General features: G+C 62.1%; 21 protein-coding genes. 17 read left to right on the top strand and 4 right to left on the bottom strand.

The genetic code is table 11. From position 1 onward, the window contains the following. Positions 1 to 192: 192 nt before the first annotated feature. Positions 193 to 1,344 carry a putative ABC transporter substrate-binding protein YdcS gene (ydcS, locus tag HU725_RS17840; RefSeq protein WP_060478395.1) on the bottom strand — a complete coding sequence of 384 codons (1,152 nt, stop codon included), beginning with the start codon at positions 1,342 to 1,344 and terminating at the stop codon, positions 193 to 195. Positions 1,345 to 1,559: 215 nt separating this feature from the next. Between ydcS and HU725_RS17835 the strand changes: the two genes are divergently transcribed. The 15 genes from HU725_RS17835 (at position 1,560) to HU725_RS17765 (ending at position 17,558) form a co-directional block, all read left to right on the top strand. Then, complete coding sequence (locus HU725_RS17835; protein WP_060478394.1) at positions 1,560 to 2,246, top strand: tellurite resistance TerB family protein; 687 nt, start codon at positions 1,560 to 1,562, stop codon at positions 2,244 to 2,246. Between the two features lie 126 nt (positions 2,247 to 2,372). Then, the gene (locus HU725_RS17830; protein ID WP_186477761.1) at positions 2,373 to 3,995 is read left to right on the top strand and encodes a methyl-accepting chemotaxis protein; all 1,623 of its coding nucleotides are present in this window, start codon (positions 2,373 to 2,375) and stop codon (positions 3,993 to 3,995) included. A 5-nt stretch (positions 3,996 to 4,000) separates the two neighbouring features. Next, a complete protein-coding gene (locus HU725_RS17825) occupies positions 4,001 to 4,507 on the top strand; it encodes a chemotaxis protein CheW (protein WP_186477762.1) in 507 nt (168 codons plus the stop codon). Continuing rightward, positions 4,504 to 5,748 carry a CheR family methyltransferase gene (locus HU725_RS17820; RefSeq protein ID WP_186477763.1) on the top strand — a complete coding sequence of 415 codons (1,245 nt, stop codon included), beginning with the start codon at positions 4,504 to 4,506 and terminating at the stop codon, positions 5,746 to 5,748. Before HU725_RS17825 ends, HU725_RS17820 begins: the two co-directional genes overlap by 4 nt. Then, complete coding sequence (locus tag HU725_RS17815; RefSeq protein ID WP_186477764.1) at positions 5,745 to 6,410, top strand: chemotaxis protein CheW; 666 nt, start codon at positions 5,745 to 5,747, stop codon at positions 6,408 to 6,410. Before HU725_RS17820 ends, HU725_RS17815 begins: the two co-directional genes overlap by 4 nt. Further along, positions 6,407 to 8,683, top strand: coding sequence for a hybrid sensor histidine kinase/response regulator (locus HU725_RS17810; RefSeq protein ID WP_060478389.1), 2,277 nt, complete (start codon positions 6,407 to 6,409; stop codon positions 8,681 to 8,683). Before HU725_RS17815 ends, HU725_RS17810 begins: the two co-directional genes overlap by 4 nt. After that, entirely contained in the window at positions 8,680 to 9,693 is a 1,014-nt protein-coding gene (locus HU725_RS17805; protein WP_186477765.1) for a chemotaxis response regulator protein-glutamate methylesterase, read from the top strand. The genes HU725_RS17810 and HU725_RS17805 overlap by 4 nt, the downstream gene beginning before the upstream one ends. A 51-nt stretch (positions 9,694 to 9,744) precedes the next feature. Continuing rightward, entirely contained in the window at positions 9,745 to 10,749 is a 1,005-nt protein-coding gene (locus HU725_RS17800) for a response regulator (protein WP_186477766.1), read from the top strand. 90 nt (positions 10,750 to 10,839) lie between these two features. Further along, positions 10,840 to 11,935 (top strand): peptide chain release factor 2 gene (gene prfB / locus HU725_RS17795; protein WP_155500272.1). Its coding sequence is split into 2 segments (ribosomal slippage): positions 10,840 to 10,911 and positions 10,913 to 11,935, totalling 1,095 coding nucleotides; the frame shifts between segments, so codons are not numbered across the junction. Positions 11,936 to 12,028: 93 nt separating this feature from the next. Continuing rightward, entirely contained in the window at positions 12,029 to 13,531 is a 1,503-nt protein-coding gene (lysS, locus tag HU725_RS17790) for a lysine--tRNA ligase (protein ID WP_186477767.1), read from the top strand. A 205-nt stretch (positions 13,532 to 13,736) separates the two neighbouring features. Further along, entirely contained in the window at positions 13,737 to 14,441 is a 705-nt protein-coding gene (locus tag HU725_RS17785) for a TetR/AcrR family transcriptional regulator (protein WP_060478385.1), read from the top strand. Between the two features lie 29 nt (positions 14,442 to 14,470). Beyond that, entirely contained in the window at positions 14,471 to 15,019 is a 549-nt protein-coding gene (locus HU725_RS17780) for a hypothetical protein (RefSeq protein WP_186477768.1), read from the top strand. Positions 15,020 to 15,062: 43 nt separating this feature from the next. Further along, positions 15,063 to 16,340, top strand: coding sequence for a flavohemoglobin expression-modulating QEGLA motif protein (locus HU725_RS17775; RefSeq protein WP_060478383.1), 1,278 nt, complete (start codon positions 15,063 to 15,065; stop codon positions 16,338 to 16,340). Then, entirely contained in the window at positions 16,312 to 17,235 is a 924-nt protein-coding gene (locus HU725_RS17770) for an alpha/beta hydrolase (protein ID WP_186477769.1), read from the top strand. The genes HU725_RS17775 and HU725_RS17770 overlap by 29 nt, the downstream gene beginning before the upstream one ends. Next, complete coding sequence (locus HU725_RS17765) at positions 17,232 to 17,558, top strand: PA3694 family proteiin (RefSeq protein ID WP_060478381.1); 327 nt, start codon at positions 17,232 to 17,234, stop codon at positions 17,556 to 17,558. Before HU725_RS17770 ends, HU725_RS17765 begins: the two co-directional genes overlap by 4 nt. 224 nt (positions 17,559 to 17,782) lie before the next feature. Here HU725_RS17765 and lptF read toward each other — a convergent pair whose 3' ends face one another. From lptF to HU725_RS17750, 3 genes are all read right to left on the bottom strand, one after another. Continuing rightward, positions 17,783 to 18,574: a lipotoxin F family OmpA-related lipoprotein LptF gene (gene lptF, locus HU725_RS17760; protein ID WP_060478380.1), complete on the bottom strand. Its 792-nt coding sequence runs from the start codon at positions 18,572 to 18,574 to the stop codon at positions 17,783 to 17,785. 49 nt (positions 18,575 to 18,623) lie between these two features. Beyond that, complete coding sequence (locus tag HU725_RS17755) at positions 18,624 to 19,037, bottom strand: DUF4398 domain-containing protein (protein WP_060478379.1); 414 nt, start codon at positions 19,035 to 19,037, stop codon at positions 18,624 to 18,626. A gap of 251 nt (positions 19,038 to 19,288) precedes the next feature. Next, positions 19,289 to 19,633 carry a hypothetical protein gene (locus tag HU725_RS17750; RefSeq protein WP_060478378.1) on the bottom strand — a complete coding sequence of 115 codons (345 nt, stop codon included), beginning with the start codon at positions 19,631 to 19,633 and terminating at the stop codon, positions 19,289 to 19,291. 170 nt (positions 19,634 to 19,803) lie between these two features. Between HU725_RS17750 and ppc the strand changes: the two genes are divergently transcribed. Both ppc and adk read left to right on the top strand, forming a co-directional pair. Then, positions 19,804 to 22,431, top strand: coding sequence for a phosphoenolpyruvate carboxylase (gene ppc / locus HU725_RS17745; protein WP_186477770.1), 2,628 nt, complete (start codon positions 19,804 to 19,806; stop codon positions 22,429 to 22,431). Positions 22,432 to 22,689: 258 nt separating this feature from the next. Beyond that, entirely contained in the window at positions 22,690 to 23,340 is a 651-nt protein-coding gene (gene adk / locus HU725_RS17740) for an adenylate kinase (protein ID WP_060478376.1), read from the top strand. Positions 23,341 to 23,409 lie beyond the last annotated feature (69 nt).

Here is a 23,409-nt window from a genome sequence, read left to right as displayed (position 1 = left end):
AATAGCTGTCTGCTGTTCGGGCCGCTTCACAGGTACAGCGCCAGCCTTGCATGAGGCGCCGTCCCTGTGAGAGCAAGTAGCTGGTCTGCTGGTGCCGGCCTCTTCTTAGCTGCACCCGCCCCTACAGGGTTGGGCACCTCAAAACGTGCGCAGCCCTCGTGGGAAGGAGGGCTTGAGAAGAGGCCCCTCCAGTTAGCGCCCGCCCATGATCGCAATGTAGTCCTGGGTCCAGCGGCTGTAGGGCACGAACTTGCCGCCTTGGGCCTGTGGCGTCTTCCAGAAGGCGATCTTGTCGAAATTATCGAAGCCGTTGGTCTTGCACCCTTCGGCGCCCAGCAGTTCGCTGCCGGTGCAGGCGGCAGGTACCGCCGGCAACGAGCCGAACCAGGCCGCTACATCGCCCTGTACCTTCGGCTGCAGCGACCAGTCCATCCACTTGTAGGCGCAATTGGGATGCTTGGCTTCACTGTGCAGCATGGTGGTGTCGGCCCAGCCAGTGGCGCCCTCCTTGGGTATGGTCGAGGCCACCGGCTGGTTCTCGGCCTTCAGGCCATTGACCATGTAACCCCAGGAACTGGTGGCGACCACGCCCTCGTTTTTCACATCGCTCATCTGCACCGTTGCATCGTGCCAGTAACGGTGGATCAGGGGTTGCTGTTGGCGGAGCAGTTCAAGCACTGCCTTGTACTGTGTTTCGTCGAGCTCGTACGGGTCCTTGATGCCTAGCTCTGGCTTGGCGGATTTCAGGTATAGCGCGGCGTCAGCGATATAGATTGGCCCATCGTAGGCTTGCACACGGCCTTTGTTGGGTTTGCCATCGGGCAGCGCTTGCGGCTCGAACACCACCGCCCAGCTGGTCGGTGCCTGTTTGAAGGTGTTGGTGTTGTACAGCAGCACATTGGGGCCCCACTGATAGGGTGTGCCGTACACCTGTTTATCGACCACGTACCAACCTCCGTTCTGCAGGCGCGGGTCGATGGTCTTCCAGTTGGGGATCAGCGCTGTGTTGATCGGCTGCACTCGCTTGCCGGCGATCAGGCGCAGCGAAGCATCGCCGGAGGCGGTGACCAAGTCATAGCCACCTTTGGCCATCAGGCTGACCATCTCGTCTGAGGTGGCTGCGGTCTTTACGCTGACTTTGCACCCGGTTTCCTTTTCAAACCCGGTGACCCAATCATAGGCTTTGTCGCTTTCACCGCGCTCGATGTAGCCGGGCCAGGCGACGATGTCCAGCCGGCCTTCGCCGGCGCCCAGTGCCTTGGGCATCTCGGCTGCCTGCAGGCCGGCGCTGGCCGACAGCGCGCCGATGACAGCGCCGAGCAATGCGGTGTTGTGCACTGACATGGTGTTCCCTCTTGTTGGAGATTTTGGTCGCAGCAGTCGTCAACGAAGCAGTGAAGCGATGGTAAGCGCGTAGGCGCCTGGGGCAGCGGCCGACGAAGACGAGTCTAGTAGGCTTTTTGCCAGCTAATGCAACATCTGGAAGCAAATCCTTCAGTGGCGGGTCACGGCTCAGGCCTTAATCTCGGCTTTCCTTTGCGTACCGTGGAGATGTGCACATGAACACTCGAGGCCTGCTCGACCAATTGCTCAAATCCGGCCAGGAGCTGCTCAACAAGCAGTCTGGTGCGGCCAAACCAGCGGCCGGTGGCGGTAGCCTCGGCGGTTTGCTCTCCGGCGTCGGCGGTGGCGCATTGGGGGCTGGTGCCCTGGGCATGCTGTTGGGTAGCAAAAAGGCGCGCAAGTATGGCGGCAAGGTACTGACCTATGGCGGCTTGGCTGCGCTCGGCGTGCTGGCCTACAAAGCTTATGGCAACTGGCAGGCTCAGCAGGGTGCGGGCCAGCAGGCCGAACCACGGACCCTCGACCGACTGCCTGCGGCGCAGGCGGAACAGCACAGCCAGGCAGTGCTGCGCGCGCTGGTGGCGGCTGCCAAGTCCGACGGCCATATCGACGAGCGCGAGCGCACGCTCATCGAGGGTGAGTTCACCCGTCTGGACAGCGACCGGGAGTTGCAGCAATGGCTGCATGCCGAGTTGAACAAACCGCTCGACCCGGCCGAAGTCGCCCGCGCTGCGCAAACCCCAGAGATGGCGGCCGAGATGTATCTGGCCAGTGTAATGATGGTCGATCAGGAAAATTTCATGGAGCGCGCCTACCTCGACGAGCTGGCCCGTCAGCTGCAGCTAGACCCGGCTTTGCGTCAGGAATTGGAAAATCAGGTACGGCTCGCCGCAGGCCAATGAACCCGTCAGGCTTGTTATTAAACAAAACAGGCCTGATTACCGTGCATTTCAGCCGCAAAAGCTTAGGAAGGGTGGGCTATACTTCGGCGATTTTTCCCGCTCGTTGTGAATTCCTGAGGGCTGAATGTGAAGAACTGGACCTTGCGCCAACGGATCCTGGCAAGTTTCGCCGTGATCATCGCCATCATGCTGCTGATGATCGTTGCCGCCTACTCGCGGTTGGTGACCATCGAAAGCGCCGAGGAAGCGGTAGGCAAAGACAGCATTCCAGGGGTCTACTACAGCTCGATGATCCGCAGCGCATGGGTCGACAGCTACGTTACCAGCCAACAATTGGTGGGCCTGTCCAACCACCGCGAGCTCACCCAGGCGGACCTCGAACTGTTCAAAAGCTTCGACGATCGCCTCAAGCAGTACATGGCCAGCTACCAAGGCACCATCAAGGACGCACAAGATCAGCAAAGCTTCGATACCTTCATCAAACTCGAAGAAAACTACCTGAAGGCGGTTGGGCAAGTACTCGATGCCTATCGCCAGCACGACTACAGCCAAGCGCAGCGGTTGATCAGCGAGACGCTCACGCCAGCTTGGGTGGATGGTCGCAAGCACCTCAATACCGTTATCGAGCGCAACCGCCAGTCTGCAGACGCCGCCACCCATGAAATAGTCAACGCCGTGAACACCGCCAAGGGCAGCATGGTGGTCTCGCTGCTGCTGGCAATCGTTGCTGCTGGTATCTGTGGTTTGTTGCTGATGCGGGCCATTACCGCGCCGGTGCAACGTGTGGTACATGCGCTCGATAAACTGCGTTCCGGCGATCTGAGCATGCGCCTGAGCCTGGATCGCAAGGACGAGTTCGGCGCCATCGAAAGCGGCTTCAACGAAATGGCCGAGGCTTTGGCCAATCTGGTGGCCCAGGCCCAGCGCTCGTCGGTGCAGGTCACCACGTCGGTCACTGAGATCGCCGCCACGTCCAAGCAGCAGCAAGCCACTGCCACTGAAACGGCTGCCACCACTACCGAGATCGGCGCCACCTCGCGTGAAATCGCCGCTACCTCACGGGACCTGGTGCGCACCATGACCGAAGTTACCAGCGCTGCCGACCAGGCATCGAGCCTGGCAGGCTCCGGCCAGCAGGGCCTGGCGCGGATGGAAGAAACCATGCACCAGGTGATGGGGGCCGCCGATCTGGTCAACGCCAAACTGGGGATACTTAACGAAAAAGCCAGCAACATCACGCAGATGGTGGTGACCATCGTCAAGGTGGCCGACCAGACCAACCTGCTCTCGCTCAATGCGGCCATCGAGGCGGAAAAGGCGGGTGAATATGGCCGCGGCTTCTCGGTGGTCGCCACCGAGGTTCGGCGCCTGGCCGATCAGACAGCGGTCGCCACCTACGACATCGAGCAGATGGTGCGGGAAATACAGTCGGCGGTGTCGGCCGGGGTGATGGGCATGGACAAGTTCTCCGAAGAGGTGCGCCGCGGCATGTTCGAGGTGCAGCAGGTGGGTGAACAATTGAGCCAGATCATTCACCAGGTCCAGGCTCTGGCGCCCCGAGTATTGATGGTCAACGAAGGCATGCAGGCCCAGGCCACCGGTGCCGAACAGATCAACCAGGCGCTGGCCCAGCTCAGCGATGCCAGCACGCAAACGGTGGAGTCACTGCGCCAGGCCAGTTTTGCCATCGATGAACTGAGCCAAGTGGCTGCCGGCCTGCGCGGTGGTGTATCGCGCTTCAAAGTCTGAGTGCCATGAACCACCTGCATGCCCAGCCGCCAGTCACACCCAGCGCCAAGGGCACACTGTATCTGCAGTTTCGCCTCAACCAGCAGCGTTTTGCCCTGGACGTTCGCCAAGTGATAGAGGTGCTGCCCCGGCGCACCTTGAAACCGATTGCCCAGGCGCCGGCTTGGGTCGCCGGCATACTGGCGCATCGCGGCAACCTGGTGCCTGTGGTCGACCTCAGCGCATTGAGCTTCGCCCAGCCCGCCGCCGAGCGTGCCAGTACCCGCCTGGTACTGGTGCGTTACCGCGGTGAGCATGTGCTGGGGCTGATTCTCGAGCAGGCCACAGAGACCCTGCGTTGCCAGGCGGACGAGTTCCAACCGTATGGCCTGGATGGCGGCAACGCGCCGTACCTGGGCCCGGTGCGTCAAGATGCCCAGGGCTTGTTGCAACGCATCGAGGTGGATGACCTGCTGACCGACGCTGTGCGCGCATCGTTGTTCCCCGGTGCGCCAGGGCAGGTATTGCCATGAACGCGCAACGGTTCTTCCGCTTCCTGCAGGAGCGCATCGGCCTGGATGTCGAGTCGGTGGGCGTGGCAATGGTCGAACGGGCCCTGAGCCAGCGTTGTGTGGCGATTCAGGCCGCCGACCTCGATGATTATTGGGTACGCCTGCAGCAATCGCCCGATGAGCAGCAGGCGCTGATCGAGGCCGTGATCGTTCCGGAAACCTGGTTTTTCCGCTACCCCGAATCGTTCAGCGCTTTGGTAGGGCTGGCCCACAAACGCTTGGCCGAATTGGCTGGCGAGCGGCCATTGCGTCTGCTCAGCTTGCCGTGCTCCACCGGCGAAGAGCCGTACTCGCTTGCCATGGCGCTGCTCGACGCGGGCCTGAGCCCTCTCGACTTTCACATCGACGGGATCGACATCAGCCCAACTTCGGTTGCCAAAGGCGTGAAGGGGTCATATGGGCGCAACTCGTTTCGTGGCAGTGAGCTGTCGTTCCGCGAGCGCCACTTCCACGTGTGCGATGATGGCCATCAGCTGGATCAGAAGGTACGCCGGCAAGTCAGCCTCAGTGTGGGCAACGTGCTCGATCCGGCGCTCGCCAGCCGCAATGGCCAGTACGACTTCGTGTTCTGCCGCAACCTGCTGATCTACTTCGACCTGGCCACCCAGCAGCGGGTGTTCGAGGTGCTCAAGCGCCTTGCGCAACCCCAGGGGGTGCTTTTCATTGGCCCTGCCGAGGGCAGCCTGCTGGCGCGATTGGGGATGCGGCCTTTGGGTATCGCGCAGTCGTTTGCCTACGTGCGGCAAGCGGCCGATGCACCACCAGCGCCGGCCCTGCCGATCAAGCCTGTTGCCCAGCCTATTACCCCAAGCCGTCCGACGCGGGTTCCCGCTTGGCCGGTGCGTGCCACTGGGCCTGCGCCAGCACCCGTGCAGCCACGTGAGAGCGAGAGCGAGTTACTGGCCGCCATTGCCAGGCAGGCCAATGCCGGCGACAGCTCCCAGGCCCGTGCCAGTTGCCAGCGCTACCTGCGGCAGTTCGCGCCGACAGCCCAGGTTTACTATTGGCTGGGGCTGCTCAGCGACACCGAAGGTGATGCACAGCAAGCGCTTACACATTACCGCAAAGCCCTTTATCTGGAGCCTCAGCATCCTGAGGCATTGCTGCACCTGGCCACGCTGTTGGCTGCCCAGGGTGACGATGTTGGGGCCCGTCGCCTGCAGGAACGGGCGGCGCGAGTTGGCCGGGAGTCTGAACGATGAAAGATGAACACGCGGTCGAGCTGATGGCCGTGGACGACGAACGTATTGACGATTGTTGGAACCGCATTGGTGTACACGGCAACAAAGCGTGTCCGCTGCTGGCACGACACATTCATTGCCGCAACTGCGAAGTCTATTCGGCGGCGGCCACGCGCCTGCTCGACCGTTTTGCGTTGATCGACGCTGACCTGGCCCACGTAGATGCTCCTGCCGAACCCTGTGCTGGCCGTTCGCTGCTGCTGTTCCGCCTGGGCGAGGAGTGGCTGGCTATGGCCACCGCCTGCCTGGCCGAGATCGCCCCTGTGCAACCTGTGCATTCGCTGCCGCACCAACGTTCGCGGGTACTGAAAGGGGTAGCCAACGTGCGCGGTGCGTTGGTGCCATGTCTGTCTTTGGGTGAGCTGCTTGGAGTTGACCGGGCTTCGGACCCTGCGCAGAGCGGCCGGTCCATGCCGCGCATGTTGATCCTGGCGGCGTCAGGCGGGCCTGTGGTGCTGGCGGTCGACGAGATCGACGGTATTCACCGCCTCGATAGCGCGCTGCTGGGTGCCGATGAGGATGCCGCACCCTTCACAGCCGCAGTGCTGCAGTGGCGCGGGCGCAGTGTGCGGGTGCTGGACGACCAGCAATTACTGTCTGCCGTGCAGCGGAGCCTGTCATGACCCCAGAGCAAATGCGCGACGCATCGCTGCTCGAACTGTTCAGCCTGGAGGCTGAAGCTCAGACTCAGGTACTCAGTGCTGGGCTGATGGCGCTGGAGCGCGACCCGGCCCAGGCCGACCAGTTGGAAGCCTGCATGCGTGCGGCGCATTCGCTCAAAGGTGCTGCGCGCATTGTCGGCATCGATGCCGGTGTGAGTGTTGCCCATGTCATGGAAGATTGCCTGGTCGCGGCTCAGGAAGGTCGATTGCTATTGCGTGCCGAACACATCGATGCCTTGCTGCGTGGCACCGATTTGCTGATGCACATCGCCACGCCCGGCGACCCAAACGGCGAGGCGCTGGTGCCGGCGTTCCTCCAGCAGATGGCCAGCTTGCTGGACCCCGGCGCTGCGCCGGCTGCGCCGCCCTTGGCGCCTACTGTGCCCGATGCCCCACTGTCCCCCCCAGCCTCGGCGCTGCCGGCCATTGAAGCCGAGGCTGAGGCTGCGGTGCCGCGCAAGTCCGGCAAACGCGCCGGGGAGGGCGGTGAGCGAGTGTTGCGCGTGACCGCCGACCGCCTGAACAGCCTGCTCGACCTGTCGAGCAAGTCGCTGGTCGAAACCCAGCGACTCAAGCCTTACCTGGCTACCTTGCAGCGCCTTAAACGCATGCACGGGCAAGGCATGCGGGCGCTGGACGGCTTGAAAACACAGCTCGAAGCCAGCGGCCAGAGCCCCGAAGTACTCGACGCGCTGGCCCAGACCCAGCGCCTGCTGCTGGAAACGCAGCAGATCCTGCAGCAGCAGGCCGCCGACCTGGATGAATTCGGCTGGCAGGCCAGCCAGCGCGCCCAATTGCTTTATGACACGGCTTTGGCTTGCCGTATGCGCCCCTTTGCCGACGTTCTCACCGGGCAAAGCCGCATGGTCCGCGACCTGGGCCGGTCGCTGGGTAAGCAGGTGCAATTGCAGATCGAAGGTGAGAAAACCCAGGTCGATCGCGATGTGCTGGAGAAGCTCGAAGCACCACTGACCCATTTGCTGCGTAATGCGGTAGACCATGGCGTCGAGCTGCCTGAGCGGCGCTTGCTGGCGCGCAAGCCGGAAACAGGCACCATCCGCCTGCGTGCTTCGCACCAGGCCGGGCTGCTGATGCTGGAACTGAGCGACGACGGTGCCGGTATCGACCTTGAGCGCCTGAAACGCAATATCGTCGAGCGCGGCCTGTCGCCAGCCGACACCGTGGCGCAGATGAGCGAAGAGGAGCTGCTCAGTTTCCTGTTCCTGCCCGGCTTCAGCCTGCGTGACAAGGTCACCGAGGTGTCGGGGCGTGGCGTCGGCCTGGACGCGGTGCAGCACATGGTGCGCGAACTGCGCGGCTCGATCGGGCTGAGCCAGGTGCCGGGCCAGGGTTGCCGTTTCCAGCTTGAAGTGCCGCTGACCCTGTCGGTGGTACGCAGTCTGGTGGTGGAGGTGGGTGACGAGGCTTACGCGTTCCCGCTGGCGCACATCGAGCGCACGCTGGAAGTGGCGGCCGATGACATCGTACAAATCGAAGGCCGCCAGCACTTCTGGCACGAGGGTCGCCATATCGGCCTGGTCGCGGCAAGCCAGTTGCTCAATCGACCGACAGTACAAGGTGAGGCGAGCAGCCTGAGGGTGGTGGTGATCCGTGAACGCGAGCAGCTCTATGGCGTTGCCGTGGAGCGCCTGGTGGGCGAGCGGGTGCTGGTGGTCATGCCGCTGGACCCGCGCCTGGGCAAGGTTCAGGACATCTCTGCCGGGGCGCTGCTGGACGACGGCTCGGTGGTATTGATCGTGGATGTCGAAGACCTGCTGCGCTCGGTCGAAAAACTGCTGAGCACCGGCCGCCTTGAACGCATCGAGCATGGCGTACAGGGCGCGCGAGGTGCCAGCCGCAAGCGCGTTCTGGTCGTGGACGATTCGCTCACCGTGCGCGAGCTGCAACGTAAGCTGCTGAGCAACCGAGGCTACGACGTGGCAGTGGCGGTGGATGGCATGGATGGCTGGAATGCCCTGCGCAACGAAACCTTCGACCTGCTGATCACCGACATCGATATGCCGCGCATGGATGGTATCGAGCTGGTCACCCTGGTGCGTCGCGACCAACGGTTGCAGTCGTTGCCGGTGATGGTGGTGTCGTACAAGGATCGTGAGGAAGATCGTCGACGCGGCCTCGATGCTGGCGCCGACTACTATTTGGCGAAGGCTAGCTTCCACGACGATGCGTTGCTCGATGCCGTGGTGGAACTGATCGGGAGTGCTCAGGGATGAAAGTTGCCATCGTCAACGATATGCCCATGGCCGTAGAGGCGTTGCGTCGAGCACTGGCGTTCGAGCCTGCCCATCAGGTGGCCTGGGTGGCCGGCAATGGTGCCGAAGCCGTGCGCAAGTGCGCCGAGGACACCCCCGATTTGATTCTCATGGATCTGATCATGCCGGTGATGGATGGTGTGGAGGCTACCCGGCGCATCATGGCCGAATCCCCCTGCGCCATCGTCATCGTCACCGTCGATCGCAAGCAGAATGTGCACCGGGTGTTCGAAGCCATGGGCCACGGCGCGCTGGATGTGGTCGACACTCCGGCACTCGGGGCTGGCGATGCGCGCGAGGCTGCAGCACCTTTGCTGCGCAAGATCCTCAACATTGGTTGGCTGATCGGCCAGCAGCGCTGCGGGCCGAGCAAGCCGGTGTCGGCGCCGATGCGCGAGGCCTCACGGCGCTGTGCTCTGGTGGCAATCGGTTCGTCCGCGGGAGGGCCGGCTGCGCTGGAGGTATTGCTCAAGGGGCTGCCACGCGATTTCCCGGCCTCGATCGTGCTGGTCCAGCATGTTGACCAGGTATTCGCCGCGGGCATGGCCGAGTGGCTGGCCAGTGCCAGCGGGTTGCCCGTGCGCCTGGCGCGCGAAGGCGAGCCGCCACAGCCTGGGCAAGTGCTGCTGGCAGGCACCAATCACCACATCCGGCTGCTACAGGGCGGCCAGTTGGCCTACACTGCCGAACCGGTCAACGAAATCTACCGGCCTTCTATCGATGTGTTTTTCGAGAGTGTGGCGCGTTACTGGAACGGCGAAGCGGTGGGTGTACTACTCACCGGTATGGGCCGTGATGGCGCCCAAGGCCTGAAGCTGATGCGCCAGCAAGGCTTCATGACGATTGCTCAGGACCAGGCCAGCAGCGCCGTCTATGGCATGCCCAAGGCCGCTGCGGCGATTGACGCAGCGGTAGAAATCCGCCCGCTCGAGCGAATTGCCGGGCGCTTGATGGAAATCTTTGCAAAATGACGATACGTATAGAATCGCGTCAGCCAGGCCATAGTGATCGGGTGACGTCCGATGATTGATCTACCGATCGAGGGTTTCACGACACCGGACGAGAATTCGGCCATGGTGCTTCTGGTAGACGACCAGGCGATGATCGGTGAAGCGGTGCGACGTGGCCTGGCCCAGGAAGACAACATCGACTTCCACTTCTGTTCCGACCCGCACCAGGCGGTGGCACAGGCCATGCGCATCAAGCCTACGGTCATCCTGCAGGACTTGATCATGCCTGGCCTGGACGGCCTGACCCTGGTGCGCGAGTACCGCAACAACCCGGCCACCCAGGACATTCCGATCATCGTCCTGTCGACCAAGGAAGACCCGCTGGTCAAGAGCGCAGCGTTCGCCGCCGGGGCCAACGATTACCTGGTCAAGCTGCCCGACAACATCGAACTGGTGGCGCGCATCCGCTACCACTCGCGCTCCTACTTGACCCTGCTGCAGCGCGACGAGGCCTACCGCGCCCTGCGCGTGAGCCAGCAGCAGTTGCTCGACAGCAACCTGATGTTGCAGCGCCTGATGAATTCCGACGGCCTGACCGGGTTGTCCAACCGTCGCCATTTCGATGAGTACCTGGAGCTTGAATGGCGCAGGGCAATGCGTGAACAGCAGCAATTGTCGCTGCTGATGATCGATGTCGACTACTTCAAAGTCTTCAACGACAGCTTCGGCCACCTGGCTGGTGACGAGGCGTTGCGCCAGGTGGCCGAAGCCATTCGCGGCTCCTGCTCACGTCCGACCGACTTGCCGGCGCGCTACGGCGGCGAAGAGTTCGCCCTGGTGCTACCCAATACCTCGCCCGGCGGGGCGCGGCTGGTGGCCGAAAAACTGCGCCAGAGCGTGCTCGCGCTGAACATTGCGCACAACGCGCCGGCAGCCGACTCGCGCCTGAGCGTGAGCATCGGGCTGGCCACCCAGGTCCCGGCCATCGGCAGCCATTGCCGGCAACTCATTTCAGCGGCAGACAAGGGTTTGTATCTGGCCAAGAACAGCGGGCGCAACCAGGTCGGTATCGCCTGAGGCGGATGCGGCCGCCCAACGGGCTGCCGCCGCTCCCTGGATCGGTTATACTCGCGGGCTTTTCACCGAATTCGCACGAGTAGCCAGCCCATGGAAATCCAACCGATTCTGAACACCATCAAGGACCTCACCGAGCGTTCCCTGTCCATTCGGGGGTATCTTTGACTACGATCACAAGCATGACCGCCTGATCGAAGTCAACCGCGAGCTCGAAGACGCTGCTGTCTGGAACAAGCCAGAATACGCACAGGCCCTGGGCCGCGAGCGTGCCATGCTGGCCCAGGTGGTTGAGACCCTGGACAACATGGCCAACGGCCTGGCCGACTGCAAGGACCTGCTCGACATGGCCGTCGAGGAAGGTGACGAAGGCGCCGTCAGCGATGTCGTGACCGAACTGCAAGCCCTGGAAGAATCCCTGGCCCAGCTCGAGTTCCGTCGCATGTTCAGCGGCGAGATGGACATGAACAACGCCTACCTGGACATCCAGGCCGGCTCCGGTGGCACCGAGGCGCAGGACTGGGCCAACATCCTGCTGCGCATGTACCTGCGCTGGGCCGACAAGCGTGGTTTCGACGCCACCATCATCGAGTTGTCCGAAGGCGAAGTTGCCGGCATCAAGGGTGCCACCGTGCACATCAAGGGTGAGTATGCCTTCGGCTGGCTGCGCACCGAGATCGGAGTGCACCGCTTGGTGCGCAAGAGCCCGTTCGACTCCGGCGCCCGTCGCCATACTTCGTTCTCGGCCGTGTTCGTGTCCCCCGAAATCGACGACAAGGTCGAGATCGAGATCAACCCGTCCGACCTGCGCATCGACACCTACCGTTCCTCCGGTGCCGGTGGTCAGCACGTGAACACCACCGACTCGGCGGTGCGTATCACCCACGTACCGACCAATACCGTAGTGGCTTGCCAGAACGAACGCTCCCAGCACGCGAACAAAGACACCGCCATGAAAATGCTGCGGGCCAAGTTGTACGAGCTGGAAATGCAAAAACGCAACGCCGCCTCCCAAGCCCTTGAAGACAGCAAGTCGGACATCGGCTGGGGCCACCAGATCCGCTCCTACGTGCTGGATGACTCGCGTATCAAGGACCTGCGCACTGGCGTGGAGCGCAGTGATTGCCAGAAGGTCCTGGATGGCGACCTTGACCAGTACCTGGAAGCGAGCCTCAAGCAGGGGCTGTAAGCCGCACACCACTGCCGCGCTACCTGGTTAGTTGCCGGTAGCGCGTGCCCTGCCCGAAAAGGGCAACGAATACCTGATGGAAACTATGACGACATGAGCGACCTCAAGACCGAATCGCAAGACCTGCAACAGGAAGAAAACGCCCTGATCGCACTGCGCAAGGAAAAACTTGCCGCAGAGCGCGCCAAGGGCAATGCCTTCCCCAACGACTTCCGTCGCGACAGCTACTGCAACGACCTGCAGAAGCAGTACGCGGACAAGACCAAGGAAGAGCTGGAAGCAGCCGCGATCCCGGTCAAGGTTGCCGGCCGCATCATGCTCAACCGTGGCTCGTTCATGGTCATTCAGGACATGACCGGCCGCATCCAGGTCTACGTCAACCGCAAGACCCTGCCGGAAGAGACCCTGGCCGCCGTCAAGACCTGGGACCTGGGCGACATCATCAGCGCCGAAGGCACCCTGGCCCGCTCCGGTAAGGGCGACCTGTACGTCGAGATGACCAACGTGCGCCTGCTGACCAAGTCGCTGCGCCCACTGCCGGACAAGCACCACGGCCTCACCGACACCGAGCAACGCTACCGCCAGCGTTACGTCGACCTGATGGTCAACGAAGAAACCCGCAACACCTTCCGTGTGCGGTCGCAGGTGATCTCGCACATTCGCAAGTTCCTCATCGAGCGTGACTTCCTCGAAGTCGAAACGCCGATGTTGCAGACCATTCCAGGTGGGGCTGCGGCCAAGCCATTCGAAACCCATCACAACGCCCTGGACATGGCGATGTTCCTGCGGATCGCGCCGGAGCTGTACCTCAAGCGCTTGGTCGTCGGTGGTTTCGAGAAGGTCTTCGAGATCAACCGCAACTTCCGCAACGAAGGCGTTTCGACCCGGCACAACCCTGAGTTCACCATGCTCGAGTTCTACCAGGCCTACGCCGACTACCGCGACAACATGGACCTCACCGAGGAACTGTTCCGCGAGCTGGCGCAATTGGTACTGGGCAGCACCGACGTGCCGTACGGCGACAAGGTCTTCCACTTCGGTGAGCCATTCGCCCGTCTGTCGGTGTTCGACTCGATCCTCAAGTACAACCCGGAGCTGACCGCTGCCGACCTGCAGGACGTCGACCGTGCCCGCGAGATCGCCAAGAAGGCCGGTGCCAAGGTGCTCGGTCACGAAGGCCTGGGCAAGCTGCAGGTGATGATTTTCGAAGAGCTGGTCGAGCACAAGCTGGAGCAGCCGCACTTCATCACCGAGTACCCGTTCGAAGTTTCGCCGCTGGCCCGCCGCAATGACGAAAACCCCGCCGTGACCGATCGCTTCGAGCTGTTCATCGGTGGCCGTGAAATCGCCAACGCCTACTCCGAGCTCAACGACGCCGAAGATCAGGCCGAGCGCTTCCTGGCCCAGGTTGCCGAAAAGGACGCCGGTGACGATGAGGCCATGCACTACGACGCCGATTTCGTTCGCGCGCTGGAGTACGGCATGCCGCCGACAGCTGGTGAAGGCATCGGCATCGACCGTCTGGTGATGCTGTTGACCAACTCGCCATCGATCCGCGACGTCATCCTGTTCCCGCACATGCGCCCACAGGCCTGAGTCGTTCCAATCAGCCGCCTCTCGAGGCGGCTTTTTCTTGCCTGAAGCTTTATGTTGTCCGTACCGGCTTGCCCGCGGCTGAAGCCACCCCTACACCGGCTGCGCACGCCCCGAAGGCTTTGCGGTCCTTGTAGGAGCGGCTTTGGCCGCGAATAGTCCAGCACTGTCGAACACTGTTCACGAGGTACCCCCTGTGACACCCGCAATGCCTCATCAGGGCGCCGCCGGCATCGCCACCGCCGTCGCCGAAAGCGTGCAGTACCAAGGGCGCAAGACCGCCCGTCAAGGCAGCGAACAACGCCGCCAGCTCATTCTCGACGCGGCCATGCGTATTGTGGTGCGCGATGGCGTGCGGGGCGTGCGCCATCGCGCCGTGGCCGCCGAGGCGGGCGTGCCGCTGTCGGCCACCACCTACTACTTCAAAGACATCGAGGACCTGCTGACCGATACCTTCGCCCAATATGTCAAACGCAGCGCCGACTATATGGCCAAGCTGTGGGCCAATACCGAAGTCGTGCTGCGCCAGTTGCTGGCCCAGGGCGATGGCAGCGTGCAGTCGCGGGCGCGACTGGTTGACGAAATCGCGCGCATGACGGTCGATTACGTTCAGCGCCAGTTGCTCAACCGTCGCGACTTCATGATGGCCGAGCAGGCCTTCCGGCAAGAGGCATTGCTGTGCCCGCGCTTGGCAGAGCTGGTGTGTGCCCATGAGCAGATTCTGCTGCATGGCGCTCGCCAATTGCTTCAAGTGGTGGGTTCGCAGCAGCCGGAGCAGGACGCCCAGATGTTGACGGCGATTATCGAGCAGATGGAATATCAGGGCCTGCTCAAGGATGCCGATGCGCAAGCCGATGGGCAGATGCTCGCTATGCTTACCCGTTACCTGCACCTGGTGTTGGCATCGGCCTGAGCACAGACCGAATTTTCAAGGAGAACCTGATGAAAGCCTGGCGTGTGGTGTTGTTGACGTTGTCATTCCTCCTGCTGGGCGGTTGTCTGGTGACCTTCCACGAGCCGCTGCCGAGCAACCAGGTAGCGCCCAAGGCCCTGCTCGGCAAATGGAGCAGCAAGGACGCCTGGGGCGAACCTTTGAAGCTGACCATCAGCCGCATGGGTGACGGAGCCTACAAAGCGGTGGCCAAGGCCCAGGGCAAGGCGGCCGAGCAATACACCTTCACCGTCTCGCGCCATGGCAACCGCTGGTACCTGTCGGCTGGCGTACCCAAGGGGCAGGGTGGCAACTTTGTGATAGGCGGGTTCGATATCGTCGATGGCAAAGAACTGGTGCTGTATAACCTTGACGTCGAGCAGGTGCGCCAAGCGGTCGAGAACAAGGAGCTTTCCGGGCATAACACCCAAGTCGCGGATGAAAATGAGCAGGGCGTGCTGATCGACAGCCCGTCACCACGTGTGCTGGCATACCTGGATGACCCGGCGAACTCTGACCTGTTCGTGGAAGTGGCGCGCTTCCAGCGCGCCGGCAAATGACCGCGTGACCGGTACCGGTATCTTGTTCGAGAAAGGAGCCTAAGTGGACGAATACCAGCAAACCATCCGAGCCCTGTCTGACCGCATCGTCACGGCGCAGACGCCGATCCGGGTTCTGGATGCGGTGAAGTGGGATGAAAACATTCGCCAGGGCTTTCTCAAGGCCAAGGGCAAGGAGCCACCCGCTGTCGATCGCGCTTACTACCAGGCTCGCCCGCTGGCGTTCGACTCCAGTGCGGTGAAGGCCGAGTTCCAGGCCATCGAGCGTGACATCATTCGTCAGCTCGGCCAGTTCAACCCGGTCGGGCAAATCATGAAGCGCATGTGCCGCGAGTACCGCATGGTGGTGCGCATGCTCGAAGCCCGTGGCACCGAAGACTTCGGGCTGATCTCCCAGGAACTGTACGGCGCTGCTTCCGACGCTTTCCATGCCGGTGACCCAACCCTGGCTGACCTGGGGCTGATGCTTTCGGACTACCTGAACAATATCGACGGGCGTGGCGATCTCAAGGACGAGCCGAAGAACCTCACTGCCAAACAGGCCGTAGACATTCTTCAGGGCCGCCTGAACAAAGTGTTCGGCGAAGCCGAGGAAACCATCCGCGTGTTCGAGTCTGACGGCATCGTCGCCGATGCCGCCGCAGGTGCCGACTACATCAAGGTGCGCGCCGATGCCATGTTCAACAACCGCGACGTGCGTGCGCTGGAGGTTCACGAAGGCCTGGTGCATGTCGGAACCACCCTCAACGGCCTGAACCAGCCTATCTGCACTTTCCTGGCCAAGGGGCCGCCCTCCTCGACAGTGACCCAGGAAGGCCTGGCCATCCTGATGGAAGTGATCGCGTTCGCTTCCTACCCCAGCCGTCTGCGCAAACTGACCAACCGCACCCGCGCCATTCACATGGTCGAGGAGGGTGCCGACTTCCTTCAGGTGTTCGACTTTTTCCGCAGCCAGGGTTTCGAGATCGAGCAGAGCTACAGTAACGCCAGCCGTGTGTTCCGCGGTTCGGTGCCTGATGGCCTGCCGTTCACCAAGGACTTGTCCTACCTCAAGGGCTTCATCATGGTTTACAACTACATTCAATTGGCCGTGAGGAAAGGCAAGCTCGAGCAGATCCCGCTGTTGTTCTGTGGCAAAACCACCCTGGAAGACATGCGTACCCTGCGCCAATTGGTCGAAGAGGGGCTGGTAGAGCCTCCCAAGTATCTGCCGGAACAGTTCCGTGACCTCAACGCACTATCGGCCTGGATGTGCTTCTCCAACTTCCTCAACCACCTGAGCCTCGATCGCATTGAAGCTGATTACGCAAACATTCTGTAACCGCTGGCGCCTGCTCGCCCTGACATTGCTCATGCTTGGCCTTGGCGGCTGCAGCAGCTTGTTGTTCTACCCAGAACCCGGCCAGGCATTCACCCCAGCGCGGGCCAAGCTTGAGTACCGCGATATCAGCCTGACCACCGCCGATGGTGTGCGCCTGCACGGTTGGTGGCTACCGGCCAAGGCCGGCGTGCCAGTCAAAGGGACGGTGCTGCACCTGCACGGCAATGGCGGCAACCTGCCAGGCCACCTGGGTGGCAGCTACTGGCTCCCGGAGCAGGGTTATCAGGTGTTGATGATCGATTATCGGGGCTATGGCCTTTCCGAAGGCTCACCGAAACTGCCTGAGGTTTACCAGGACATAGAAGCGGCGATGGTTTGGCTGGACCAGGCCCCCGAGGTCAAGGGCAAGCCTCTGGTGCTGCTCGGCCAGAGCCTGGGCGGGGCCATGGCCATCCACTATCTGGCGCAGCACCCCGATCAGCGTCAGCGTTTCAGCGCCTTGGTGTTCGATGGCGTGCCTGCCAGTTACCGTGAAGTTGGGCGCTATGCGTTGAGCACCGCGTGGTTCACCTGGCCACTGCAGGTGCCGTTGTCCTGGTTGGTGCCCGATGGCGACAGTGCAATCCGTTCGATCGGGCAACTGAGCAGCCCGCCGAAGCTGTTCTTTCACAGTATCGACGATGCCCTGGTGCCGATGGACAGTGGCATCCGCTTATATCAACAAGCACCTCCACCGCGGGTATTGCAGCTGACCCGGGGCGACCATGTGCAAACGTTCGCGGACCCGGTGTGGCGCCAGGTGATGCTGCGCTTTCTCGATGACCCCAGCCATTTCAACGGCCTGCGGCGGCTTGCCGAAGTACCCAACTACCCTGACGAGAGCAATACCCAATGAGTGAAGAACGCAACGCCATCCCGCTGATTCTGACCGGTGTCGGCAGCATCATCGTGACGGTGGGGGCCCTCTGGTATTACGGCTACCTGCATTTCGCCAAGCCTGAGGATGCGCTGCTGTTGCAGGATTTCACCATGCTCAAGACCATCCCAGGCGAGGATTACAAGGTTTCGCTGGATCCAGCGCCTCAGTTGGCTCAGTGCGTGGACGGGGTACTGGTGCTGTTCGATACCGAACAGAAGGGTTTGACGGGCGTGTTGGTCGACAGCCGTAAGCGCGCAGTGCGCTGCATGGGCGAACAGACGCCACAGCAGGTGCAGTAAGCGCCTAGGGGCGGTGGTTGGCGGGGGCCTGTGAAGCGCCCTTTGGCCTGATACAGCGCAGGTGCAGTGCTCGATATGTCAGCGTCCAACTGGCTCAGGACTTAGCAAAAAAAATCCGATACCCGTTTGCTGGTATCGGATTTTTTTCAGATCCCCGGCTTGGGCTCAAGGGTTCAAATTAACCACATCGAGCCGCGAAGCGGGGGGCTGGGATTTGCCACACCTTATTGCTTGGCTTGGCTCATCGAGCGAGGTGCGACCGGCTGGTTGTCGTTGGAGATGGTCACTTCAACGCGGCGGTTCTGCGCACGGCCCGAGTTGCTGGAGTTATCGGCTACCGGATACTCCTTGCCATAGCCCTGGGCGACGATGCGGGCTGGGTCGACACCTGCGCGTACCAGGGCCATACGCACGCTGTTGGCACGGCGCTCGGACAGGCTCTGGTTGTAGCTGGCCGAGCCGACGCTGTCGGTGTAACCCTCGACGATCACCTTGCGCTCAGGGTTTTCCTGGAGGAACTGAGCCAGCTTGGTGACGTTCGGATAGGCGTTGCTCTTGAGTTCGGCTTTGTTGAAGTCGAACAGCACATCGCCGAAGGTCACCAGGGTGCCACGGTCGGTCTGCTTGGCATTGAGGCTGTCTTGCAGCTTGGCGATCTGTGCATCGCGAGCGTCGAGCTTGGCCTGGGCGCGTTGGGCCGCGGCATTTTTCAGCTCGCCTTCAGCAGTGCGCAGAGCGATGGTCTGCTTGGCGACTTCGACGCGCTGATTGGTCAAGTAGGCCAGCTGGTCGACCTTCTTCTCGTCCTCACGGTCCATGTAGGCCTTGTCGGCCTTGTTCAGCCAGTCCTGGGCATCCTTGGTTTCCAGCGCGGCAACTTTGCTGGCCTGCGGGTCGCTTTGCAGGGCCGAGAAGTTGGTGCGGGCCGATTCCAGGTTAGGGTTCGGGTCGTGGGAGCAGGCAGCGAGACCGACGCTCAGGGCCAGCAGGGCGGGGATCATGACGTAATTGCGCATAGTGTTCATCCTTTGATCGATTGCGAAGGCTTAAGGGGCGTGGCAGCGTTCACTGAGCGCTACGCATGCCTTCCTGGCGTACATCCTGAACACCCTGGCGGGCGTCCTGCACGGCCTTCTGGGCCTTGGCTGCCTGGGCCTTGCGCTCGGCTACGCGGGCATCCCATTCAGCCTGCTCGGCCAGCATCTTGGCTTTTTCGTAGTTCTTGTCGTGCATGGCGATTTCCGCCTGCTTGAACTTGTCCTGAGCCGATTTCATTTCCACAGCAGCGTACTCGGTGCCTCCGGCACTGACGGCCGAGTTAACGGCCGATTGGGTGACAGCGTACTGTTCGGTCGGCGGATTACCTGCACAGCCCGCCAGTACCAGGCTGCTGCCCAGTGCCAGGGCGGCCAGTTTGAGCCCGCGCAGGTTGGAGAATGAAGGTTTAGCAGTGCGGCTGTTCATGGTGGTCAGCTCCATTGGATCACTCCTGATAACGATATCCGTAGCAGTCCATCGCTAATCCCCGACCATGCTCCATTGCAGGTGTGCAGGGTTTTAGCGTGATGGCTATTGGCTGGGACTTGATCTTTTTTTGAATAGTTCAGAAAAAAATTCCCACGACTGGGTATGTTTTTCTGACTGATCGGTCAGTGTGCCTTGCCTGGAACTTTCAATGTTTGCAGGGGTATCCCAGGCTCATTGCGCGCCTGGGATTCGACCCTGGCCGCTCAGCGGCCGTTGTCTTCGCCAGTGTTGCTGAGCGTGTGCAGGTGCTGTCGTGACAGCGCTAAAAAGCGCGGGGTAGGGCCGACATCTTCGTACATCGGGTCGCCTTCTTCATCGGTAGCGATGACCTTGCGACCCTGCACGTACGGGAAGCTGGCTTCCAGCTCCTCCAGTGCGGCTGCCACCAGTTCACCGAGTAGTTCCTCGGCGGTGCGCTTGGGGTACATGTCGATTAAAGCCGCCAGGCGTGCCTCGGACTCAAGGTCCAAGTGCAAAGCATGGCCGGTGGGGCTCAGGGTGCCGGCGGCATTCTGTTCCCAGTGTTGGGCGAGTTCGCGGATTTTCATGATGACCTCTATCAACGCCGTAGAAGGCTGCTTCACATCGGACTGCTACGCCTTGACTTTAGTTTGCTTCACGCGATCACGGCTTGCCTTTGAGACTCGGCAGTGGGCACTCTTGGCCTAGTGCTGTTTTCTGAATGGAGCGTGGGCGAACCGCGTTCAAGAGAGGGCCAATGACTGATATCGATGTGCGCTTGCGTGAAGATGTCCATGTGTTGGGGGAGTTGCTGGGCGACACCATTCGCCAGCAGCACGGTGAGGCGTTCCTGCAAAAGATCGAGGATATCCGCCACAGTGCCAAGGCCGACCGCCGAGGGCCGGGCGAGCAGTTGAGCTCGACCTTGGCTGACCTTGCCGAAGAGGACCTGCTGCCGGTTGCGCGGGCCTTCAACCAGTTTCTCAACCTGGCCAACATGGCCGAACAGTATCAACTGATCCGGCGCCGCGATGCCGGCCAGCCTGAGCCCTTCGAAGCGCGGGTACTGCCCGAACTGCTGACGCGTCTCAAGCAGGCCGGGCACAAGGATGATGCACTGGCCCGGCAGTTGGCCAAACTCGATATCCAACTGGTACTCACCGCACACCCCACCGAAGTTGCCCGACGCACGCTGATCCAGAAATACGATGCCATTGCCGCCCAACTGGCGGCGCAGGACCATCGCGACCTGACGCCGGCCGAGCGCCAGCAGGTGCGTGAGCGCCTGCGCCGGCTGATTGCCGAGGCCTGGCACACCGAGGAGATCCGCCGTACGCGGCCAACTCCAGTGGACGAGGCCAAATGGGGCTTCGCAGTCATTGAGCATTCGCTCTGGCAGGCCATTCCCAATCACTTGCGCAAGGTCGACAAAGCGCTGTTCGAGGCCACCGGCCTGCAGCTGCCGCTGGAGGCGGCACCCATTCGTTTCGCCTCCTGGATGGGCGGTGACCGCGATGGCAACCCCAATGTCACCGCCGCCGTCACCCGGGAAGTGTTGTTGCTGGCGCGTTGGATGGCCGCAGACCTGTTCCTGCGCGACGTCGACGCGCTGGCGGCGGAGCTGTCCATGCAGCAAGCAAGCCCCGCCTTGCAAGCTCGGGTGGGTGAAAGCGCCGAGCCATACCGGGCGGTGCTCAAGCAATTACGCGATCGCCTGCGCGCGACCCGAGCCTGGGCCCACACTGCGCTCAGCAGCAGCCAGCCGCCCAGCGCCGACGTGCTGGTGGACAATCGCGACCTGATTGCACCCCTTGAGCTGTGCTATCAGTCACTGCATGCATGCGGCATGGGCGTGATCGCCGATGGCCCGCTGCTCGACAGCCTGCGCCGGGCGGTGACCTTCGGCCTGTTCCTTGGTCGTCTGGATGTGCGCCAAGATGCAGCCCGGCACCGGGACGCGATGGCCGAAATCACCGATTACCTGGGTTTAGGCAGTTACGCCGAGTGGGACGAAGAGCGTCGTATCGAATTCCTGCAAGCCGAACTGAAAAACCGCAGGCCACTGCTGCCAGCGCATTTCAAGCCCCAGGCCGAAACCGCCGAAGTCCTTGCCACTTGCCGTGAAATCGCGGCTGCGCCAGGTGCTTCTTTGGGCTCCTACGTCATTTCCATGGCCGGCGCGGCCTCCGATGTGCTGGTTGTGCAATTACTGCTCAAAGAAGCTGGCCTGACGCGGCCGATGCGTGTGGTGCCTCTGTTCGAGACCTTGGCCGACCTGGATAACGCCGGCCCTGTGATGCAGCGCCTGCTCGGTCTGCCGGGCTATCGCACTAGCCTTCGCGGGCCGCAGGAAGTGATGATCGGCTACTCCGACTCTGCCAAGGATGCAGGCACCACGGCGGCCGCCTGGGCCCAGTACCGCGCCCAGGAAAACCTGGTGCGTATCTGCCGCGAGCATCAGGTCGAGTTGCTGCTGTTCCACGGCCGCGGGGGCACTGTCGGCCGTGGCGGCGGCCCAGCCCATGCCGCGATTCTGTCGCAGCCACCTGGCTCGGTCGCAGGGCGCTTCCGGACCACCGAGCAGGGTGAGATGATCCGTTTCAAGTTCGGTCTGCCGGGTATTGCCGAGCAGAACCTGAACCTGTACCTGGCTGCCGTGCTCGAAGCTACCCTGTTGCCGCCCCCGCCGCCTGAGCCGGCCTGGCGGGCGCTGATGGACCAACTGGCAGCCGATGGCGTGAAGGCCTATCGCGGTGTAGTGCGTGAGCACCCTGACTTTGTCGAGTACTTCCGCCAGTCTACCCCCGAACAGGAACTGGGCCGCCTGCCATTGGGCAGTCGCCCGGCCAAACGCCGCGCCGGTGGCATCGAAAGCCTGCGGGCGATACCGTGGATCTTCGGTTGGACCCAAACGCGGCTGATGCTGCCGGCCTGGCTTGGGTGGGAGACTGCGCTTGGCAATGCCTTGGCCCGCGGCCAAGGCGAGCTGCTGGGGCAAATGCGTGAGCGCTGGCCATTTTTCCGCACCCGTATCGACATGCTGGAGATGGTGCTGGCCAAGGCCGACGCGGAAATTGCCAAGGCCTACGACGAACGTCTAGTGCAACCGCAACTGTTGCCTTTAGGTGCGCATCTGCGCGACCTATTGTCGCAGTCCTGCCAGGTGGTATTGGGGCTTACCGGCCAGTCGGTGCTACTGGCCCACAGCCCAGAGACCCTGGAATTCATCCGTCTGCGCAATACCTATCTGGACCCACTGCACCGCCTTCAGGCCGAGTTGCTGGCCCGCTCGCGTAGCCGTGAAGCCGCTCTGGATAGCCCATTGGAGCAGGCCTTGCTGGTGACTGTCGCCGGCATTGCCGCCGGGCTGCGCAATACCGGTTGAGGCCCGTTGGCCACAACGGTGCGCCCGAGCACTTTATGGGCCAACACAGTGCAGAAAAGGTGGTTGCGCCTGGCGCAACCACCCGTCCACAGGCCCCCGAATGACGCGTCGTTGCAACTTTCGGGCGCTTGTCTGGCTGCCGGGCGCTGTGTATCTTGAGCAGCCTTCTGACCGATTTATAGGTCATACCCGATTTTCCGGACTTGGCCCTGGTCGCCGAATCCACTGAAATTCATACAAAAATTTGAGGAGCACGAGATGCGTGTAATTCTGCTGGGAGCTCCCGGGGCCGGTAAAGGTACTCAGGCAAAGTTCATCACCGAAAAGTTCGGTATTCCACAGATCTCCACTGGTGACATGCTGCGTGCCGCCGTCAAGGCTGGTACCCCACTGGGCCTGGAGCTGAAGAAAGTCATGGATGCCGGCCAACTGGTGTCCGATGAGCTGATCATCAGCCTGGTCAAGGAGCGCATCGCCCAGCCGGATTGCGCCAACGGCTGCCTGTTCGACGGCTTCCCACGTACCATTCCGCAGGCCGAAGCCATGGTCGCTGCAGGTGTCGACATCGACGCAGTGGTCGAAATCGCCGTGGACGACGAAGAAATCGTTGGCCGTATGGCTGGCCGCCGTGTGCACCTGGCCTCGGGCCGCACCTACCACATTCAGTACAACCCGCCGAAGGTGGAAGGCAAGGACGACGTCACCGGCGAAGACCTGATCCAGCGCGACGACGACAAAGAAGAAACCGTACGCCATCGCCTGTCTGTCTACCATAGCCAGACCAAGCCGCTGGTGGACTTCTACCAGAAGCTTTCGGCCGCCAACGATGGCAAACCGAAGTACAGCCACATCGAAGGCGTCGGTTCGGTCGAAGCGATCACTGCCAAGGTGCTGGCAGCGCTAAGCTGATCCGCTACCTTGCGTCACAACGGCCCGCTTGCGGGCCGTTGTCGTTTATACTGCCGGCCTTTCCCTTAG

The organism is Pseudomonas promysalinigenes, assembly GCF_014269025.2.
GTDB classification, from domain to species: Bacteria; Pseudomonadota; Gammaproteobacteria; order Pseudomonadales; family Pseudomonadaceae; genus Aquipseudomonas; species Aquipseudomonas promysalinigenes.
The sequence above is the reverse complement of the archived record's forward strand: the minus strand, read 5'-3'. Positions and strand labels throughout refer to the sequence as shown.

Coding starts and splice junctions, on each gene's coding strand:
- HU725_RS17785 (WP_060478385.1), top strand. CDS start 13,737: ATGCCTCATCAGGGCGCCGCCGGCATCGCCACCGCCGTCGCCGAAAGC.
- HU725_RS17815 (WP_186477764.1), top strand. CDS start 5,745: ATGAAAGATGAACACGCGGTCGAGCTGATGGCCGTGGACGACGAACGT.
- HU725_RS17835 (WP_060478394.1), top strand. CDS start 1,560: ATGAACACTCGAGGCCTGCTCGACCAATTGCTCAAATCCGGCCAGGAG.
- HU725_RS17810 (WP_060478389.1), top strand. CDS start 6,407: ATGACCCCAGAGCAAATGCGCGACGCATCGCTGCTCGAACTGTTCAGC.
- lptF (WP_060478380.1), bottom strand. CDS start 18,574: ATGCGCAATTACGTCATGATCCCCGCCCTGCTGGCCCTGAGCGTCGGT.
- lysS (WP_186477767.1), top strand. CDS start 12,029: ATGAGCGACCTCAAGACCGAATCGCAAGACCTGCAACAGGAAGAAAAC.
- HU725_RS17765 (WP_060478381.1), top strand. CDS start 17,232: ATGAGTGAAGAACGCAACGCCATCCCGCTGATTCTGACCGGTGTCGGC.
- ydcS (WP_060478395.1), bottom strand. CDS start 1,344: ATGTCAGTGCACAACACCGCATTGCTCGGCGCTGTCATCGGCGCGCTG.
- ppc (WP_186477770.1), top strand. CDS start 19,804: ATGACTGATATCGATGTGCGCTTGCGTGAAGATGTCCATGTGTTGGGG.
- HU725_RS17800 (WP_186477766.1), top strand. CDS start 9,745: ATGATTGATCTACCGATCGAGGGTTTCACGACACCGGACGAGAATTCG.
- HU725_RS17755 (WP_060478379.1), bottom strand. CDS start 19,037: ATGGAGCTGACCACCATGAACAGCCGCACTGCTAAACCTTCATTCTCC.
- HU725_RS17805 (WP_186477765.1), top strand. CDS start 8,680: ATGAAAGTTGCCATCGTCAACGATATGCCCATGGCCGTAGAGGCGTTG.
- adk (WP_060478376.1), top strand. CDS start 22,690: ATGCGTGTAATTCTGCTGGGAGCTCCCGGGGCCGGTAAAGGTACTCAG.
- HU725_RS17825 (WP_186477762.1), top strand. CDS start 4,001: ATGAACCACCTGCATGCCCAGCCGCCAGTCACACCCAGCGCCAAGGGC.
- HU725_RS17750 (WP_060478378.1), bottom strand. CDS start 19,633: ATGAAAATCCGCGAACTCGCCCAACACTGGGAACAGAATGCCGCCGGC.
- HU725_RS17820 (WP_186477763.1), top strand. CDS start 4,504: ATGAACGCGCAACGGTTCTTCCGCTTCCTGCAGGAGCGCATCGGCCTG.
- HU725_RS17780 (WP_186477768.1), top strand. CDS start 14,471: ATGAAAGCCTGGCGTGTGGTGTTGTTGACGTTGTCATTCCTCCTGCTG.